Annotated in this window: 18 protein-coding genes; 6 read left to right on the forward strand and 12 right to left on the reverse strand. The window is 63.8% G+C overall.

Going from position 1 to position 15,361, the window contains the following annotated elements; all coding sequences use genetic code 11:
- The first annotated feature begins 2 nt into the window (after positions 1 to 2).
- Positions 3 to 1,142, forward strand: coding sequence for an acyl-CoA dehydrogenase family protein (locus AO501_RS00905; RefSeq protein WP_055575890.1), 1,140 nt, complete (start codon positions 3 to 5; stop codon positions 1,140 to 1,142).
- On the opposite strand, the gene AO501_RS00910 is transcribed toward AO501_RS00905, so the two are convergent.
- Complete coding sequence (locus AO501_RS00910; RefSeq protein ID WP_055575891.1) at positions 1,139 to 1,351, reverse strand: hypothetical protein; 213 nt, start codon at positions 1,349 to 1,351, stop codon at positions 1,139 to 1,141. The two genes, AO501_RS00905 and AO501_RS00910, sit on opposite strands and share 4 nt — an antisense overlap.
- A gap of 82 nt (positions 1,352 to 1,433) precedes the next feature.
- Here AO501_RS00910 and AO501_RS00915 point away from each other — a divergent pair, with 82 nt between their 5' ends.
- Positions 1,434 to 2,732: an amidohydrolase family protein gene (locus tag AO501_RS00915; protein WP_055575892.1), complete on the forward strand. Its 1,299-nt coding sequence runs from the start codon at positions 1,434 to 1,436 to the stop codon at positions 2,730 to 2,732.
- A gap of 1 nt (position 2,733) precedes the next feature.
- Here AO501_RS00915 and AO501_RS00920 read toward each other — a convergent pair whose 3' ends face one another.
- Both AO501_RS00920 and AO501_RS00925 read right to left on the reverse strand, forming a co-directional pair.
- A complete protein-coding gene (locus AO501_RS00920; protein WP_055575893.1) occupies positions 2,734 to 3,672 on the reverse strand; it encodes an SMP-30/gluconolactonase/LRE family protein in 939 nt (312 codons plus the stop codon).
- Positions 3,669 to 4,199, reverse strand: coding sequence for a nuclear transport factor 2 family protein (locus tag AO501_RS00925; protein ID WP_055575894.1), 531 nt, complete (start codon positions 4,197 to 4,199; stop codon positions 3,669 to 3,671). Before AO501_RS00925 ends, AO501_RS00920 begins: the two co-directional genes overlap by 4 nt.
- 92 nt (positions 4,200 to 4,291) lie before the next feature.
- Between AO501_RS00925 and AO501_RS00930 the strand changes: the two genes are divergently transcribed.
- A complete protein-coding gene (locus AO501_RS00930; protein ID WP_055575895.1) occupies positions 4,292 to 5,149 on the forward strand; it encodes a mycofactocin-coupled SDR family oxidoreductase in 858 nt (285 codons plus the stop codon).
- Here the strand turns inward: AO501_RS00930 and AO501_RS00935 are convergent, their stop codons facing one another.
- Together AO501_RS00935 and AO501_RS00940 are read right to left on the reverse strand one after the other, a co-directional pair.
- Positions 5,150 to 5,947 (reverse strand): enoyl-CoA hydratase/isomerase family protein, encoded by a 798-nt coding sequence (locus AO501_RS00935; RefSeq protein ID WP_231752281.1) that lies wholly within the window; start codon positions 5,945 to 5,947, stop codon positions 5,150 to 5,152. It abuts the gene before it with no gap.
- The gene (locus AO501_RS00940) at positions 5,944 to 7,143 is read right to left on the reverse strand and encodes a cytochrome P450 (RefSeq protein WP_055575896.1); all 1,200 of its coding nucleotides are present in this window, start codon (positions 7,141 to 7,143) and stop codon (positions 5,944 to 5,946) included. Before AO501_RS00940 ends, AO501_RS00935 begins: the two co-directional genes overlap by 4 nt.
- A gap of 78 nt (positions 7,144 to 7,221) precedes the next feature.
- On the opposite strand from AO501_RS00940, the gene AO501_RS00945 reads away from it, so the two are divergent.
- Both AO501_RS00945 and AO501_RS00950 read left to right on the forward strand, forming a co-directional pair.
- Positions 7,222 to 8,034, forward strand: a complete 813-nt coding sequence (locus tag AO501_RS00945; RefSeq protein WP_055575897.1) for an enoyl-CoA hydratase/isomerase family protein — start codon at positions 7,222 to 7,224, stop codon at positions 8,032 to 8,034.
- 3 nt (positions 8,035 to 8,037) lie between these two features.
- Positions 8,038 to 9,234: an acyl-CoA dehydrogenase family protein gene (locus AO501_RS00950; protein ID WP_055575898.1), complete on the forward strand. Its 1,197-nt coding sequence runs from the start codon at positions 8,038 to 8,040 to the stop codon at positions 9,232 to 9,234.
- On the opposite strand, the gene AO501_RS00955 is transcribed toward AO501_RS00950, so the two are convergent.
- Together AO501_RS00955 and AO501_RS00960 are read right to left on the reverse strand one after the other, a co-directional pair.
- On the reverse strand, positions 9,217 to 9,996 hold the full coding sequence (locus AO501_RS00955; protein ID WP_231752283.1) for an enoyl-CoA hydratase/isomerase family protein: 780 nt from the start codon (positions 9,994 to 9,996) through the stop codon (positions 9,217 to 9,219). The two genes, AO501_RS00950 and AO501_RS00955, sit on opposite strands and share 18 nt — an antisense overlap.
- Positions 9,993 to 10,790 (reverse strand): enoyl-CoA hydratase/isomerase family protein, encoded by a 798-nt coding sequence (locus AO501_RS00960; protein ID WP_055575900.1) that lies wholly within the window; start codon positions 10,788 to 10,790, stop codon positions 9,993 to 9,995. The genes AO501_RS00955 and AO501_RS00960 overlap by 4 nt, the downstream gene beginning before the upstream one ends.
- Before the next feature lie 101 nt (positions 10,791 to 10,891).
- Here AO501_RS00960 and AO501_RS00965 point away from each other — a divergent pair, with 101 nt between their 5' ends.
- The gene (locus tag AO501_RS00965) at positions 10,892 to 11,500 is read left to right on the forward strand and encodes a TetR/AcrR family transcriptional regulator (RefSeq protein WP_055575901.1); all 609 of its coding nucleotides are present in this window, start codon (positions 10,892 to 10,894) and stop codon (positions 11,498 to 11,500) included.
- Positions 11,501 to 11,506: 6 nt separating this feature from the next.
- Here AO501_RS00965 and AO501_RS00970 read toward each other — a convergent pair whose 3' ends face one another.
- From AO501_RS00970 to AO501_RS00990, 5 genes are all read right to left on the reverse strand, one after another.
- Positions 11,507 to 12,370, reverse strand: a complete 864-nt coding sequence (locus AO501_RS00970) for an enoyl-CoA hydratase/isomerase family protein (protein ID WP_055575902.1) — start codon at positions 12,368 to 12,370, stop codon at positions 11,507 to 11,509.
- Entirely contained in the window at positions 12,367 to 12,600 is a 234-nt protein-coding gene (locus AO501_RS00975) for a biotin/lipoyl-containing protein (protein ID WP_055575903.1), read from the reverse strand. The genes AO501_RS00970 and AO501_RS00975 overlap by 4 nt, the downstream gene beginning before the upstream one ends.
- Positions 12,597 to 14,618: an alpha-ketoacid dehydrogenase subunit alpha/beta gene (locus AO501_RS00980; RefSeq protein WP_055575904.1), complete on the reverse strand. Its 2,022-nt coding sequence runs from the start codon at positions 14,616 to 14,618 to the stop codon at positions 12,597 to 12,599. The genes AO501_RS00975 and AO501_RS00980 overlap by 4 nt, the downstream gene beginning before the upstream one ends.
- A 116-nt stretch (positions 14,619 to 14,734) precedes the next feature.
- Complete coding sequence (locus AO501_RS00985; protein ID WP_055575905.1) at positions 14,735 to 15,121, reverse strand: nuclear transport factor 2 family protein; 387 nt, start codon at positions 15,119 to 15,121, stop codon at positions 14,735 to 14,737.
- Complete coding sequence (locus tag AO501_RS00990; RefSeq protein ID WP_231752284.1) at positions 15,118 to 15,357, reverse strand: Zn-ribbon domain-containing OB-fold protein; 240 nt, start codon at positions 15,355 to 15,357, stop codon at positions 15,118 to 15,120. Before AO501_RS00990 ends, AO501_RS00985 begins: the two co-directional genes overlap by 4 nt.
- Positions 15,358 to 15,361: the final 4 nt, after the last annotated feature.

The raw sequence follows: 15,361 nt of genomic DNA on the forward strand, positions 1-15,361 counted from the left end.
CAGTGGACTTCAATGACAGTGCGAACGAAGCGCAGTTCCGCGCGCAGTTGCGGCAGTGGCTTGCCGACCATGCGACCGATGCCGCAGTTCCAGACGATCCGGCCGCCCGCGCCGATGCGCAGAATGCCTGGCACCGAACTCTTTACGAAGCCGGCTATATCGGCCTGTCCTTCCCGGTCGAGGATGGTGGCCACGGTAAGGCACCGATCTACGAGGCCATCCTCAACGACGAGCTCGGGCGGGCCGGCGCCCCGCCAATCGAGGGTGTCGGTCACCTCAGCAATGCGCTTCGTCTCTTCGGCAGTGCCCAGCAGCGGGAGGAATTGTTGCCTGGCCTGCTGTCCGGTCAGGTGCGTTGGTGCCAGGGATTTTCCGAGCCGGAGGCGGGATCGGACCTGGCCTCCCTGAAGACCCGCGCCGAGCCGGTCCACGGGCCGGGCGGCCAGGTCTTCCGGGTCAACGGCCGCAAGATCTGGACCAGTTTCGGCGCGGTCGCCGACTGGTGTTTTCTCCTGTGCCGCACCGAGTTCGACGTATCTAAGCATGCCGGAATCTCGGTGCTGCTGGTACCGATGTCGAGCCCGGGCATCGACGTGCGACCCATTGTCAACGCGGCACGCAACCGCGAGTTCACCGAGATCACCTTCGACGACGTCGACGTGCCGGTGGCTAATCTGCTCGGCGAGCGGGGACAGGGCTGGTCCATCGCAAACCAGTTGCTTGCCTACGAGCGTGGCCCCAGCGACATCAACTGGATCAGCCGACTCTGGACACAGTTCCGGCGCCTGGAAGACGACGTCCGTACCGGCTGGCTCGAAGACTCGCAGACGGCCCGGGCGTCGCTGGGCCGTGCTTATGTCGAGCTCCGTGCACTGCAGATCAAGGTCCAGCGGTCGCTCACCGACCGGCAACGCGGAAGACTTCCCGGCCCTGAGGGATCGGTCGACAAGCTGCTGATGACACGCGCCGATCAAGTCTTCGGACACACGATGATGGACCTACGCGCGAGCGGCCCCGTTCTCGCCGAAGGGCTGGAATGGGACATCTATGTATGGTCGCGGGCAGCGGGAATCTACGGCGGCACCGCGCAGATTCAGCGCAATATCGTGGCGCAGCGGGTGCTGGGGCTGCCCCGCGGTTAACCGCTCTCGGTATAACGCCGGTGGGCCTCCCTGAGTCCGCTCAGTCGCCGTTCCATCAACTCGCGTTCTGCGGCAGAACGCACGCCGCCCGCGCTGAGTTTCGCGGTGACCTCGGCGATCTCTATCGAAAGGCGTTCGGCTGCCTCGCTTTTAGTGAGTAGGTCCTGGTCGGCCCAGTCGTCGTGCGGAATACGCTCGTGGGATTCCACCAGCCCTCCTCGAGATGTTCAAATAGTCATAAAGTGTATAGTTGTACCGTACCCTAATGCCCATAGATGTGAGGACCGGCCGATGCCGTTGCAACCGTCGATGAAGCTGCTGTCCGTGGACGACCATCTCATCGAGCCGCCGCATGTCTGGGCGGATCGGTTACCGAAAAAGTACCTCGAACAGGGGCCGCGGATCGCGGACTTCCCGCGAAGTGGCGCGCCGCCCATGCAGCAGTGGGTTTATGAGGGCCGGACTTATCCGAACATCGGCCTCAACGCCGTTGCCGGCAAGTCTCCGGAGGAGTTCGGGGTGGACCCGATCCGCTACGCCGACATGATCCCCGGTTGTTACGACCCGAAGGCGCGACTGGCCGACATGGACATCGACGGTGTGCATGCGATGCTGTGCTTCCCGTCGTTCCCGCGCTTCTGCGGCACGGTGTTTCTCGAGGGCGAGGACAAAGAACTTGCCCTGTTGAGTGTGAAGGCGTGGAACGATTTTTCACTCGACGAGTGGTGTGCCACCGACCCCGCCCGATTCATCCCTATGGCGATTACCCCGCTGTGGGATCCGGCGCTCATCGTGGCCGAGATAGAGCGGGTTGCGGCCAAGGGCGCACGAGCGATCGGTTTGCCGGACAACCCGACCAACCTGCAGCTGCCCAGTTATCACACCGCTTACTGGGAGCCGGTCTGGTCGGCGCTGGAGGAGACAAACCTGACCGCGGTCATGCACTTCGGCAGCGGCGGATTCCCGCCGCAGACGGCGCCCGAGGCGCCGTTCGCGGTGATGATCACGTTGATGGGTACCACTTCGATGGCGGCCGCCACAGAACTCATCTTCTCGCCCGTGTTCCATAAGCACCCGAATCTCAAGGTGGCGTTCTCCGAAGGCGGTGTGGGATGGATGCCCTACCTGGTGGAGCGCGCCGATTACGTGTGGCGCAAGCACAAGTACTACCAGAACATCCATCCGACCGTCGCGCCGTCGGAACTGTTCCGGCGCAACATCTCCGGCTGTTTCATCGAAGACGAGGTGGGGATGTCGATGCGTCATGCCATCGGAATCGACAACATCACCTGGGAGTGCGACTATCCGCACTCTGACTCGTTCTGGCCGAAAAGCCGGGCACGCGCCGAGGAGATGCTCGCCGATGTCCCCGATGCGGAAGCGGCGAAGATCGTCGAACTCAATGCCCGTCGCTGGTACGCCTTTCCGGAAGAGGGATTCAAGAGCTGTACGGCCGACGGCGGATGGCGGCCTAATGACGGCGATCCGCCCGCCTACGACTACGACGAGGTGATGGCGGGTCACGGTGGTGTCGGTTTGGCGGCCTTCTTGAACAACATTGAAGAACAGAAGGCGCAGAAGGCCACGTAAATCAAGTGACTGGGCGTAGCCGGCTGTGCCAGTCCGCGACCGCGATCAGCCGGCCTGTCGAGGCGAGCGTCATGAATAGCGTTCGCCCATCGGCACTTAAGGCCACGTTGGTGGTCATCGGGTCGTCGGCGGGTATCGCCCCCAACAGCGCACCCGTGGGAGAGAAAACCGTGACACCGCCCGTACCGAGCGTGGCGACCAGAATCCGGCCCGCGTCATCGACGCACACTCCGTCAGCGCCACCGACGTTGAGCGGTCCGCCGGCGGGCACTGTGGCCAGCCCTCGTGAGCGGCCCACCACGCCGGGAGCTTCGAGCTCGAAGTGCCATATGCGACGGGTGCGCGTCTCGGCCACATACAGCGAACCACCGTCGGGTGACAGTGCGACACCGTTGGGCATCTCCAACGGGTAGACGATCTCTCGCAAGCCACCGTCCACGGTTCCGTAGAGCAGTCCGGTTACCGTGCGGCTGCGACCACGGGTCGTCCCACCATCGGTCAGGTAGAAGCCGCCATGGGCGTCGACGCAGATGTCGCTGGGCCTTACCAGCGCGTGGGTATTGCCGGAACGTGAGGTGAACTCGGTGGCAAGGGTGGTCACGACCCCGGTGGCGTCGACAATCTGTAGCCCGGGGGTGACGGGGTGCTCTGGCGGCCCGACCGGCCGGAAAAGCCTTACACAGCCCTCGAAGTCGTAGGGCCACGGCGCCAGCCCGAAGCGCGAGCCGCCATTCTGGCAGACGACCAGCCGTCCGTCGGGAAGCGCCGCGATGCCGTTGGGTCCGCCTCCGGTAAGGGCGAACGGCCGGCAGATCCCATCCGGGTCAACCCGGGTGACCCGCCCACCCGCGATCTCAGATACCAGAACTGAGCCGTCGTTCATCGGCAGCGGACTCTCCGGAAAGGCGAGTCCTTCGGCGAGGCAACGGACGCCGTTCATGGCCGAGCGTCTTCCCACCAATCGAGGAACCCCGGCTCTGCCAGGGGCAGGTCACCCACACCGATCTGGCGGTGCGGCCACTGGGCGGCCGGTTGCGTCAGCGGTGACGGCTGCCGGCGCACACCGTAGTACAGCCGATGTCGTCGCCGCCTGAATCGCCAGACGCCCGAGTGCTTTTCGTAGCGGTCATCGTACCTGATGAGTTGTTCGACGAATCCCGTGGTCGTCTGGGCGAAACACTGAGCCCAGACCTGGCCCGTGGCGTGCTGAGCATCGTCGATCTCTATCAAGTGGTTTGCCACCAGGATCACCACGAACACGGTGTTCTCCAGGCTTTGCGCCATCAGTCGTCGGATGCCGTCGGGTCCGGTGCCGTGGTCGCCGAACCGAGCGTGGGGGACGAAAAGCTCAACCATCGCCTCGACGTCGGAGCTTTCCAGCGCGGCGGCATACCGGTAGGGCAGCTGCCGTATCTCGTCACGCGCCAACATGTTCCGGACCGCAACGTCGAGCACGTCGTCGTCCACCGGTCTTCCCTCCGGGCACGTAGGCGGGTGGGCCTCTACAAGAGTACACAAGATGTATTACTGTTAATTCAGACGGCCGGCGAGGAGGACACATGCAGCGTCTGGGAGGCAAGGTTGTCGTCATCACAGGGGCGGCGCGCGGCCAAGGAAGAAGCCATGCCGTCCACCTCGCCGACGAGGGCGCCGACATCATCGCTTTGGACATCTGCGACGACATCGCCACCAATGGCTATCCCCTGGCCACCAGGGCCGATCTGGACGAGACGGCCAAGCTGGTCGAGAAGTCCGGTCGGCGAGTGATAACGGCGGTTGTCGATGTTCGAGAACGCATTTCACTGAAGAAGGCCATCGACCAGGCAGTAACCGAACTAGGCGGCCTGCATGTCGTCGTGGCCAACGCCGGGATCTGTCCGCTCGGCAATCAGGTTCCCTCACGCGGGTTCATCGACGCGTTCGACGTCGACTTCATCGGCGTGGTGAACGCCGTACACGCCAGCTTTGAGCACTTGGGGCCCGGCGCGTCGGTGATCGTCACGGGTTCGATAGCCGGCTTGGTACCGCAGAAAGACCTGGCCACCGGTGGGGGACCGCAAGGTCCGGGCGGCGCCGGCTACGGCCTCGCCAAGAAGATGCTGTGCGAATACACCAAGGGCCTGGCATTGACGCTGGCGCCCGAACAGATCCGCATCAACACCGTGCACCCGACCAACGTCAACACCGGCATGCTGCACAACCTTCCGATGTATCGAACTTTTCGTCCAGACCTTGCCGAACCCAGCCGCGAGGACGCGGAACTGGTGTTCCCCATACTGCAGGCGATGCCGGTACCGTGGATCGAACCGGAGGACGTCTCCCATATGGTGGTGTACCTGGCCTCCGACGAATCACGTTACGTGACTGGGCAACAATTCTTCATCGATGCCGGTGCCGGGCTGAAACTCGGCCTGTAGTCAGCGGCCCCGGAATTGAGGGTCGCGCCGTTCGCCGAAGGCGGCCATCCCCTCGGCGACATCATCGGTTCCGGCGACCTGCTCCACCAGCAGGGCTTCCGTTCGGAAAGCCGCGTCACGGTCGACGTCGAGTGCTTGATTGAGCATGGCCTTGGCCGCCACCAAGGCGCGGGTCGGTCCCTCCGCGAGCCGCCGGGCCCAAACGGTCGCCGCGTCATTGAGATCGACGTCCGGCACAACCTTGTTGAACAGGCCGATGCGGTGAGCTTCGGGTGCGGACAGCTCCTCGCCGAAGAAGAGAACTTGTTTGGCGAGGTTGAAAGGGACCTTGCGGGCAAGCAGGTACGCGGCGCCCCCGTCAGGGGCAAGTCCGCGACGTACGAAAAGCTCTATCAGTCGGGCGCTTTCGGCGGCCACGATGAGATCGCACGCGAGCACCATGCTGGCTCCCACGCCGGCCGCGACTCCGTTGAGCGCGCACAGCACCGGCTTCTCGCAGTCGAGCAATGCGGACACCACGGCTTGCGATCCAGTACGCAGGATGCGCGCCGCGTCACCCGCCACCCGGTCCTTCTTGGGCTGCATGCCAGGGTCGCGGAGATTCGGGCCGGTGCAGAAGTGCTTGTCTCCGCGACCGGTGAGAACGACCGCGCGTATTTCCGGATCGTCGGAGGCACGCGTCAACTCCTCGATGAGACTGCGCTGCATGGCCCGGGTCACCGAGTTACCGACGTCCGGCCGGTCCAGAACCAGCCAGCGCACCGGGCCCTCGGTATGGGTGGCGAGATCCGGGGTCACAGCAGGATCGGCACGCTGGCGGGGCCGCGAACCGTGTTGGTATGGACGTAGGTGACCGCTTCCTCGTCCACGTGCCAGGTGGGGAACCGTGCCAGCGTCTCTTCCAGCGCTACGCGAGCTTCCAAGCGCGCCAGAGCCGCACCCAGGCAGAAGTGCGAGCCGTGCCCGAAGCTGACGTGGCGGATTCCGGAGCGCTCGACGTCGAAGGCATCCGCGTTCGGGTACTGGCGTTCGTCGCGACCCGCGGACCCGGTCAACAGCGCGACCCGCGAGCCGGCCGGGATTGTGGTCCCGTGATAAACCGTGTCGCGCTTGGAGAATCGACCCTGCACGGGGGATGGGGCGTCGTAACGCAGCAGTTCCTCAACCCCGTTGGCGATCAATTCAGGCCGGGCGACGAGTTTGGCCCGCTCCCCGGGATTGCGCGCCAGCGTCAGCGCCGCCCAGCCCAGCAACCGCGCCACCGTCTCGTTTCCCGCCACGTTGATCATTGCGACGAACATCAATAACTCTCCGTCATCGAGGCGACGGGTTTCGCGACCGGCCTGGGCCAGGTCGGAGGTCATCAGATTGCCGACGATGTCGTCGGTCGGAGCCGACCGTCGTCGTTGTATCTGGTCCGCGTAGTAACCCAGCAATTTGACGTTGGCCTCCTGCCCTTCTTCGCTCAGCTGGGTAGTGCCTTCGTCGCGGTGCAGCTGCGCATCGGACCACTCGCGCAGGTTGTCGTGGTCACGCTCGGGAAAACCGAGTAGCGAGCTGATGACCATGACCGGCAGCTTCATGGAGAAGTCGCGGACGTAGTCAAAGCCGCCACCCCCGACGAAGTGGTCCAGGTAATCCCGGCACAGCGTCCGGACGCGTTCTTCCAACTCCGCGACCTTGGTACGGAAAAACGTGCGGTTGACCATCTTTCGCATACACGTGTGATCGGGGGGATCCATCATGATCATCGCCCTGGGCGGTGCCCAGGGTTCATCGGTGATCGCATCGAGAGTGATTCCGTGCTCCGACGAGAACGTCTCGGTGTCCAGCGAGGCACTCAGCACATCGTCGAATCTGCTCAGGGCGTAGAAGCCGTGCTGTTCGTTGTGGTAGACCGGTGCTTCGTCGCGCATCCGCTTCCACACCGCGTACGGATCCGCGTGCAGCGCTCGATCGAAGGGGTCCCAACGCAAGTCCGTTGTCGCTGTCATCGGCACCGTCCTTTCTTGGAGAACAGTAATACATTATCTGTATAGTTGCACTGCTGACCGCTGACAGGAGGACGAGACGTGGAAACCCGGGAGCTCGAGCACGTCATCTATGAAAAGGATGGCTCAATCGCACGCATCATTCTCAATAATCCGGATGCCGCTAATGCGCAGACTTCGGAGATGGTGCACAGCTTCGATGCTGCCCTCGAGGACGCGCAGTACGACTACAACATCAAGGTCGTCATCATCAAGGCAAACGGCAGAGGGTTCTGTTCCGGTCATATCCCGACCGGTGCCTATCCGGAGTTCAAGGCCGAACTCGATGCTTCAGGGAAGGTGTGGCGGTCAGCGGCGCAGCTGTTCCTGTGGCCCGTCCTGAAACTGTGGGAATTCCCCAAACCGGTGATCGCCCAGGTGCACGGCTATGCCATCGGCGGCGGCACGACCTGGGCACTCATTCCCGAAATCACGGTCTGCTCGGAGGACGCCTGGTTCCAGATGCCTCTGGTACCTGGTTTCGGATTGCCCGGCGCCGAGACGATGTTCGAGCCGTGGGTGTTCATGAACTACAAACGGGCCGCGGAGTATCTGTACACAGCGCAGCGGCTGACTGCTGCCGAGGCGCTCGATTTCGGGTTGGTCAATCGGGTGGTGCCGGCCGAGCAGCTCGAGGCCACCGTGGAGGAGCTGGCGGCCAAGATTGCCAAGGCCCCCTTGATCACTCTGCAGGCCACCAAGTCCGGGATCATCCGAGCGTGGGAGACCATGGGGTTCCGCACGCACCAGCAGGCGACGAACGATCTTCAGGCGATGGTGACTGGCAGTAAGGAGTTCCAGGACTTCATGATCGAGCTGATGAAGAAGAGCTCCAAGCCCGCCGAACGCACCTGAACCGTGCGGCCCATCATCAGGTTCGGCGGCGATGAGGACACCGGGGCGCTCCGGGCCTCGGTGCGAGAGTGGCTGGCGGACCATCTGCCCGACGAATTCCGGCACACCGCAGCCAATCCCGATTACCTGCCGCGCGATGCCCACGAGCGGGCGGTGTCGTTCTGCCGGGATTTGCACGCCCAGGGCTGGTTCGTGCCACACTGGCCCGCGCAGTACGAAGGAGGCGGCCGCGGCATCGTCGAACAGGTCGTCATCCGTGAGGAACTCGCCTACGCCGGCGCGCCTCTGGTGAACACGAATGGTGTCAACATGTTGGCTCCGGTGCTGTTCAAGTTCGGGACAGCCGAACAGAAGGCGCATCATCTACCCGCGATCGCCCGTTCCGAACGCATGTGGGCCCAGGGCTATTCCGAGCCGGAAGCCGGGTCCGACCTGGCCGCGTTACGCATGACGGCGCGGCGCGACGGAGACTGCTACGTACTTGACGGCCAGAAGACATGGACTAGTAACGGTGTACTTGCCGACTGGATCTTTGTATTGGCAAGGACAGCACCGGTCAAGGAGAAGCGCCAAGCGGGAATTTCCTTCTTCCTTGTCGATCTGGATTCCCCCGGCATCACGCGTCGGCCTATCCGGTCGATGACGGGTTATCCCACTTTCGCCGAGGAATTCTTCGACGAGGTGCGGGTGCCTGCCGCCAATCTCGTCGGCGCTGAAGGTGACGGCTGGAAGGTCGGCAAGGCACTGCTGGACGTCGAACGATCTAACGTCACGCGGGCCGCCCAAGCGCAGCGCTATCTCGACGAATTGATCGACTGGTGCCGCGCGCGACAAGGTTCCGAGCATGACCCCTTGGCCGAGCCCACCAACCGCATCGCGCTCGCGCACGCTGTCGAACGGGTCGAGGTGGGTCGCGCCCTGTCCTATCGGGTGGCGCATCTGCAGTCAGCCGGTGCCTTGGATCCTGCCCTGCCCTCGTTGTCGAAGCTCTACCATTCGGAGCTGACGGCAGAATTGCGCGCGCTGGGTGCGCAAATCCTGGGTCCCGCGGGCGAACTCATGCCAGATGATCCCGATGCCGTGTTGCACGGACATTTCTCCGAAGGCTTGCTGCTTTCGCTGCTCCACTCCATCGGAGGGGGGACCAGCGAGATCCAGCGTGACCTCATATCCACAACCGGTCTAGGCCTGCCCCGCTGAATCGCGCTGAGGGTCCTGTCCGAATGCTTGCCGTCCTGTCGCAGCGGCCGAGCGTTGTTGCGCGACGGTCGCCATCGCGAGTTCAAGGGGATGGAATGCGGCGAGCTGCGCGTTCTCGGCCGAATTGATCAGCCGCTTGGTCATTTCCACCGCCCCGGCGTCGGCTCCGGCCAATTCGGCCGCCAGTTGCACGGCCGCGTCGATCGCCGATCCCGGCGTGACGACCTCGGTGACGAGGCCGAGTCGCTCGGCCTCGGCGGCAGGGATCCGGTTGCCACGCAACAACAACGAGGCCGCGCGGTGCCTCCCCAACTGCTGGGTGAAACGCCACGCCAATCCCCCGTCGGGCACTACCGCACGTGCCACGAAGGGAGCGGCGAAGAAGGCGTCGGAAGCACAAACGACTAGGTCGCAGCACAGGGCCAGACTCCACCCGAGTCCGACGGCGGCACCTTCGACCGCGGATATCGTCGGCATGGGAAGCCCTCTGAGTTTCTCCATGACCCGCTGCGCGAGTTCGACCCTGCCGGCCGGCCCCATCGCACCATCACCGTGCGCCGGCCCGGATTTCAAATCGCCTCCTGCGCAGAAGAATCCAGCCGACCCGGCCAGCACGACACCGGATACCCCGGTCAGCTCATCGAGCGCTGCCGCCAACTCCGTCCAGGATGCGTAGGTCAGAGCGTTGCGTTGGTGCGGCCGATTGAGCATGATCACCGCAACATCGCCGCGGTCCTCGCGCAGAATCAGCGGTGCGTTCACCGGTTGATAAACTTGTCGATCGCGGCGCGATGCTCGGGTGTCGTGAAACATTCGGTCTCAGCTGAGATTCCATACTCGAGTATTCCGGTTATCGCTCGCTGGGCGTGCAAGTTGAGCGTGCGCTTGGTGTCCTGCACGGCGCGTGCGGGCAGCGCTGCAAGCCGGTGCGCGATCGCCAGACCCTCCTGCTTGATATCCGCGTGCGCCACCACGCGGTTGGCCAGACCAAGCTCGACCGCTTTGTCGGCCTTGATGCGTTCACCCAGCATGAGGTATTCCTTGGCCTTGAGCAGGCTCATCAGCAGCGGCCATAGCACTGAGCCGCCGTCGCCGGCCACCAGCCCACTGGCAACGTGCGTGTCGGCGAAAAAGCTGCGGTCTGACATCAGGACGATGTCGCACAACACCGCTATGCTGCAGCCGAATCCGACCGCCGGACCGTTGACGGCTGCGACGACCGGCAACGGAAAGTCGATCATGTCGCGCACGATCCGGCGCGCGTCCCGCATGCCGGCACGGCGCGTCACCGTGTTGTTGACGTGTGTTTCCAACCACTCCACCAGATTTCCGCCTGCGGAGAAATGGTCACCGGTGCCGGTGATCAGCACCGCACGAGCATCGGCGTCCTCGGCAAGAGCTGTCCACAATCGAGTGAATGCGGTGTGCATCCGATTGTTGACCGCGTTTGCGTTGTCCGGGTTGTTCAAGGTCACGATTCGCACGGGGCCGTCTTCAGCCACGAGAATCTCCTCGCAGCCGGTCAGCGTCGATGTGCCCTGCGGTAGCTCCGTCATCGATGTAGATAATAGAACACAATGTGTGCAAGTGTCATACGATGGTTGTAGTCGGAGGGCTCGTACCGGCTATCCCTCCGAAGGCGTTACGGTGGTCGGCGATGACGCAGGCGAACGAAGCTGCTACGGGTCGCGAATTACAGCGCCTTGCGACCCGCGAGCGCGTTTACCAGGCGGCCGTGGATGAGTTCGAACGCTCGGGTGTGGCAGATGCCGACATCAGCACGATCGTCTCGGCTGCGGGTGTGTCCCGCGGCACCTTCTACTTTCATTTCCCGACCAAGGAACACGCCCTGGCAGAATTTGCGCGGCGCGCGGAAGCCAGAATCGGAAGCGAGCTGTCCGTAGCGTTGTCGTCGGTCGAAGACCTCGCCACCGCGTTATTGAAGATCATCCGGCTCGTAGCAGCCGAAGAGGAACGGCTCGGCCACATCCTGTTTCGCGACGTCCTCAGCCTCTACTTCTCGCCGAGCCAACCCCAACTCAGTGACTCCGGAACCCACCCGCTCGTCCACATCGTGATCGAACAGATCGAGCTCGCGCGCGACCGGGGCGAGGTTTACGGCGACGTCGAGGCCGAGTACAGCGGGGTCTTCTTCCTGATCGGCCTGTACGGGCTGCTGATCACCAACCGTGACGACGCGGCGGTCCGCATGGGGGTGCTGGAGAAGTACCTGAGCAGCTTCTGCCGGGGCCTGCTGGTCCGATAGGAGCGGTCAGTCGGCCTGACTCAAACCGTCGGACGGCACCAACCACGCCGGCCGGCGGGTCTCGACGAATGCGTCGCGATCGTGGCCCACCGGCCACTCGGGCGGCCGCTTCTGCAGGAATGCGGTGAATGCCTCGATCTGCTCGGTGGTGCCGATCGAGGACCAGTAGCCGGTGACGTCGACCGGAGGCAAGGCGCGAGCCATTTCGCGCTTGACTGCTGCGCGCGCCGCCGGCCCGGTTTTGCGAACTCGTTCCAGCAGCCTGCCCACTTCGGCCTCAAGTGAGTCGTGTGGAACCACCCTGCCGACCAGGCCCAGTCGCTCGGCCTCCACCGCGTCGATCCAATCATTGCCGTAAATCAGATGATTGGCCCTCAGGGTGCCGAGTCGCTGCGGCAGCCGCGCCGCCACGAACGCTTCATACACCCCGCGGGTGAGATCTGGAACCCTAAAGCGGGCCCGGTCGGATGCGATGACCAGGTCTGCGAACAGCGTCATCACCAGGCCTCCGCCGAGGGCGATGCCGTTGACCGCGCAAACCACCAGTTTGGGTATCTTGCCGAGGGTTTCGAACGGCGTGCCGTCATAGGATTCGGTGAACGCTTCCCATTGCCGATCGGGGTTACCCACCGCATTCATGTCCCCGCCGGCGCAGAACGTCTCGCCGACACCGGTGATGACCAGAAAACTCAGAGCGGGTTCGTCGGCGACGATCATTGCGGCCCGCTTGATGCCGTGATAGCCGTCGGCGCTGACGGCGTTCTTCTTTTCGGGCCGGTTGATGGTGACCGTGAGGGTGTCACCTGTGATGCGTCCCATCAGCTCCGGCGCACCCAGGTCCACGATGGCCGAGTATGGCAGCGGCGTCACTGCTCTCCGATCACAGCAAGCAGTTCGCCTACGTCGTAGGTGTTTCCGGCTGCTACCTTCCAGCTGACCACCCCACTGGCCGGGGCCTCAATGTCCATCTCGACCTTGTCGGTGGCGATTTGATAGAGACGCTCGCCCGCTGATATCGGAGCGCCGTCTTCGACGTACAACTCGGTGATTTCCGCCTCGGTGATCGCGTCGCCCGGTTTGGGCATCCGGATTTCGATCACATCATCCCCCTGATCGCCTCGACGAGTCGGCCGGCATCCGGGCGACAGGCCGCTTCGAGGTTGGCCGCGCGGGGCACCGGCGTATAGCTGCCGGCGACACGCTGAATAGGGCTGGTCAGCACACCGAACAATGCGGTTCCGACGGCGGCCGCGATCTCGGCTCCGGGACCGCAGAATTGAACGGACTCATGCGCCACAATTAGTCGCGTCGTCTTTCGCACGGACTGCAGCACGGTCTCGAGGTCCAGGGGCACCAACGTCCGCAGGTCGACGACCTCAACCGAAATACCCTCAGTGGCAAGCTGTTTCGCAGCCTCCAGTGCTGCGTGTACGACGGTACCGTAGGTGCAGATCGTGACATCGGTGCCGGACTGCTTGACGTCGGCCCGGCCGAGGGGGATCGAGTAGTCTGCAGTTGGCACCGGGCCTTTACCGCCACCGTAGAACAGCTTCATCGACTCGATGAACAGGCACGGATCGTCGTCAGCCAGACAACTATTGAGCAGGCCGACTGCGTCGGCAGCGGTACTGGGCCATACCACCTTGAGACCTGGTGTGTGCATCGCCCACGCTTCGAACGCTTGCGAATGTTGCGGACCGGCGCCCATGCCGACCATGGCGCGGATAACCACCGGAGCACCTTGCCGGCCACCCGACAAATACCGGATCTTCGCCACGTGGTTCGCGATCTGGTCCATGGCGACACCCAGGAAGTCCATGAACATCAGCTCCGCCACCGGCCGGAGGCCACCCAGCGCGGCCCCGAGCGCAGCACCGACGATCGACGACTCGGCAATCGGGGTATCGCGCACACGGCTGGTGCCGTACTTGGTGGACAGCCCGGCCGTAATCCTGAACATCCCGCCGCCCGCCTCGTCGGCGATGTCCTCGCCCAGCAGGATGATCGAATCGTCTTTCGCCATGGCACGATCGAGCGTGCGGTTGATGGCCTGGACGAGCCCGAGATTCTCGCTCTCGCCGTCCGGTACCGGGGCGTAATGGGTTACCGGTGCGGCTATTTCGGTGCCACCCGCGGCAAAGACGTCGCGATTGAGTTCGTCGATCTCCGGTGGCTCGGCGTCGCGAGCGGCGACGAATGCTGCGTCGATTTCGGCGGCCAGATCTGCGTCGACACGGGCGAGTTCGTCTGCCGAGGCCGCGCCGTCGTCGAGAAGCCGTTGCCGGAATCTGGCAAAGGGGGGGTCGGCGCGTTTGGCCGCGAGTTCGGCAGCGTCGGCGTACGACATCTGGTCGCCGAAGTAATGGCCTTGCAGTCGGTATCCGACCGCCTCGACGAACGACGGGCCCTGACCCGAGCGTGCGCGCTCCACGGCCTCGGCCACCACCTGGTACACCACCACCGGATCGTCACCGTCGACGGTGACCCCCGGGATCGAGTAAGCGGCGGCGCGATCGGACAACGGACTCGAGCGGGTGTAGCCGGCTACGGGTGTCGATTCTGCCCAGGCGTTGTTCTGGCAGAAGAAGACCACCGGAAGTGACCACAGCGCCGCCATGTTCATGGCTTCGTGGACGTACCCGATGCTCGTCGCGCCGTCGCCGAAGCTCACCAGCACAACCTGCCCGGTGGCCCTAATCTCGGCGGCCAGCGCAATGCCGTTGGCGATCAACGGCCCCGCCCCGACGATGCCGGTGGTCCAGGCGATGCCGTGCTCGGGGTCGAAGATTCCCATCGCTCCGGCCTTGCCCTTGGACAATCCGGTGCCGCGGCCAAGGATCTCGGCGAAATACCGGGTTAAGTCGATTCCCTTGGCGACTACATCCCCGAGCCCGCGGTAGGTGGTGACCAGCTGGTCCGAAGACGACAACGCCAGAGCCGCTCCGGCCGACATCGCCTCCTGTCCCGTCACAGGCCAGTAGCTCATCGCGATCTCGCCGGACGACAACCCCTTGCGTACGCGCTGATCGGCGTGGCTCACCCGGCTCATCAAGCGGTAAAGGTCGAGGGCACGTTCGCGGCTCAGCGTCCCGACACCGGCGTCTGACTGCGTGGTCATTGCTACTCCTTCGCGGTGCGCGCCTTGCCAAAAGTCTACAATAGAACGGAATGTGTCCAATCGTTCTGTTGCTGTTCGTTAGCGCCGGGAGGTGTTAGCCGGTTACCGGCACCGGCTCAAATGAGTAACGCCAACTGTGCTGCCAGCAGCGTCCGGTCGAAATAGCAGCGTTCCAGAATCAGATCCGGCCCGCGGAAGCCGAACAGATTGATACTCAACATATCCATCGGCGTGTCCGGCGCGGTGGTGCGCGTTTCGACGATTAGACCGTCGTCGCCGTGGTAGAGCGACGCAGCCGAATACCGCAGCAGCGGCAGGTCCGTCCACTGCTGTACCAGCATCGCGCGCACCGCGGCATCTCCGTCGAAAACTGCTCCGGTAGGTATGATTTCGTAACGAGGGTGAGTGAAGGTAGCCATCACCGCATCGAGATCGCGGGCGTTCTCGGCGGCGACATGTCGCAGCACGAGTTCCTCCCGGTGCCGCTGTAGTTCGGTAATCATCGGGGCTCGAACACCGCCAGATTGCGACCATCGTCCAAGGGCAGCCAGGTCACCCCGACCCTGTCGCCCACCGCGGGTGGTGGCCCGAAGACGTTGGACATCATGCGTACTCCCTCCGCAAGGTCTACCAGCACAACCGAATACGGCACCTTGTCCGCCAACGCGGGTAGCGCCGGCCGGTGATGCACACTGACCGCGTAGACAACACCCGCACCGCTGAGTGTTTCCCAACGCAACCGG

This window comes from Mycobacterium gordonae, assembly GCF_001417955.2.
GTDB classification, from domain to species: Bacteria; Actinomycetota; Actinomycetes; order Mycobacteriales; family Mycobacteriaceae; genus Mycobacterium; species Mycobacterium gordonae_B.

Coding starts and splice junctions, on each gene's coding strand:
- AO501_RS00915 (WP_055575892.1), top strand. CDS start 1,434: ATGCCGTTGCAACCGTCGATGAAGCTGCTGTCCGTGGACGACCATCTC.
- AO501_RS00920 (WP_055575893.1), bottom strand. CDS start 3,672: ATGAACGGCGTCCGTTGCCTCGCCGAAGGACTCGCCTTTCCGGAGAGT.
- AO501_RS00930 (WP_055575895.1), top strand. CDS start 4,292: ATGCAGCGTCTGGGAGGCAAGGTTGTCGTCATCACAGGGGCGGCGCGC.
- AO501_RS00940 (WP_055575896.1), bottom strand. CDS start 7,143: ATGACAGCGACAACGGACTTGCGTTGGGACCCCTTCGATCGAGCGCTG.
- AO501_RS00960 (WP_055575900.1), bottom strand. CDS start 10,790: ATGACGGAGCTACCGCAGGGCACATCGACGCTGACCGGCTGCGAGGAG.
- AO501_RS00965 (WP_055575901.1), top strand. CDS start 10,892: ATGACGCAGGCGAACGAAGCTGCTACGGGTCGCGAATTACAGCGCCTT.
- AO501_RS00980 (WP_055575904.1), bottom strand. CDS start 14,618: ATGACCACGCAGTCAGACGCCGGTGTCGGGACGCTGAGCCGCGAACGT.
- AO501_RS00985 (WP_055575905.1), bottom strand. CDS start 15,121: ATGATTACCGAACTACAGCGGCACCGGGAGGAACTCGTGCTGCGACAT.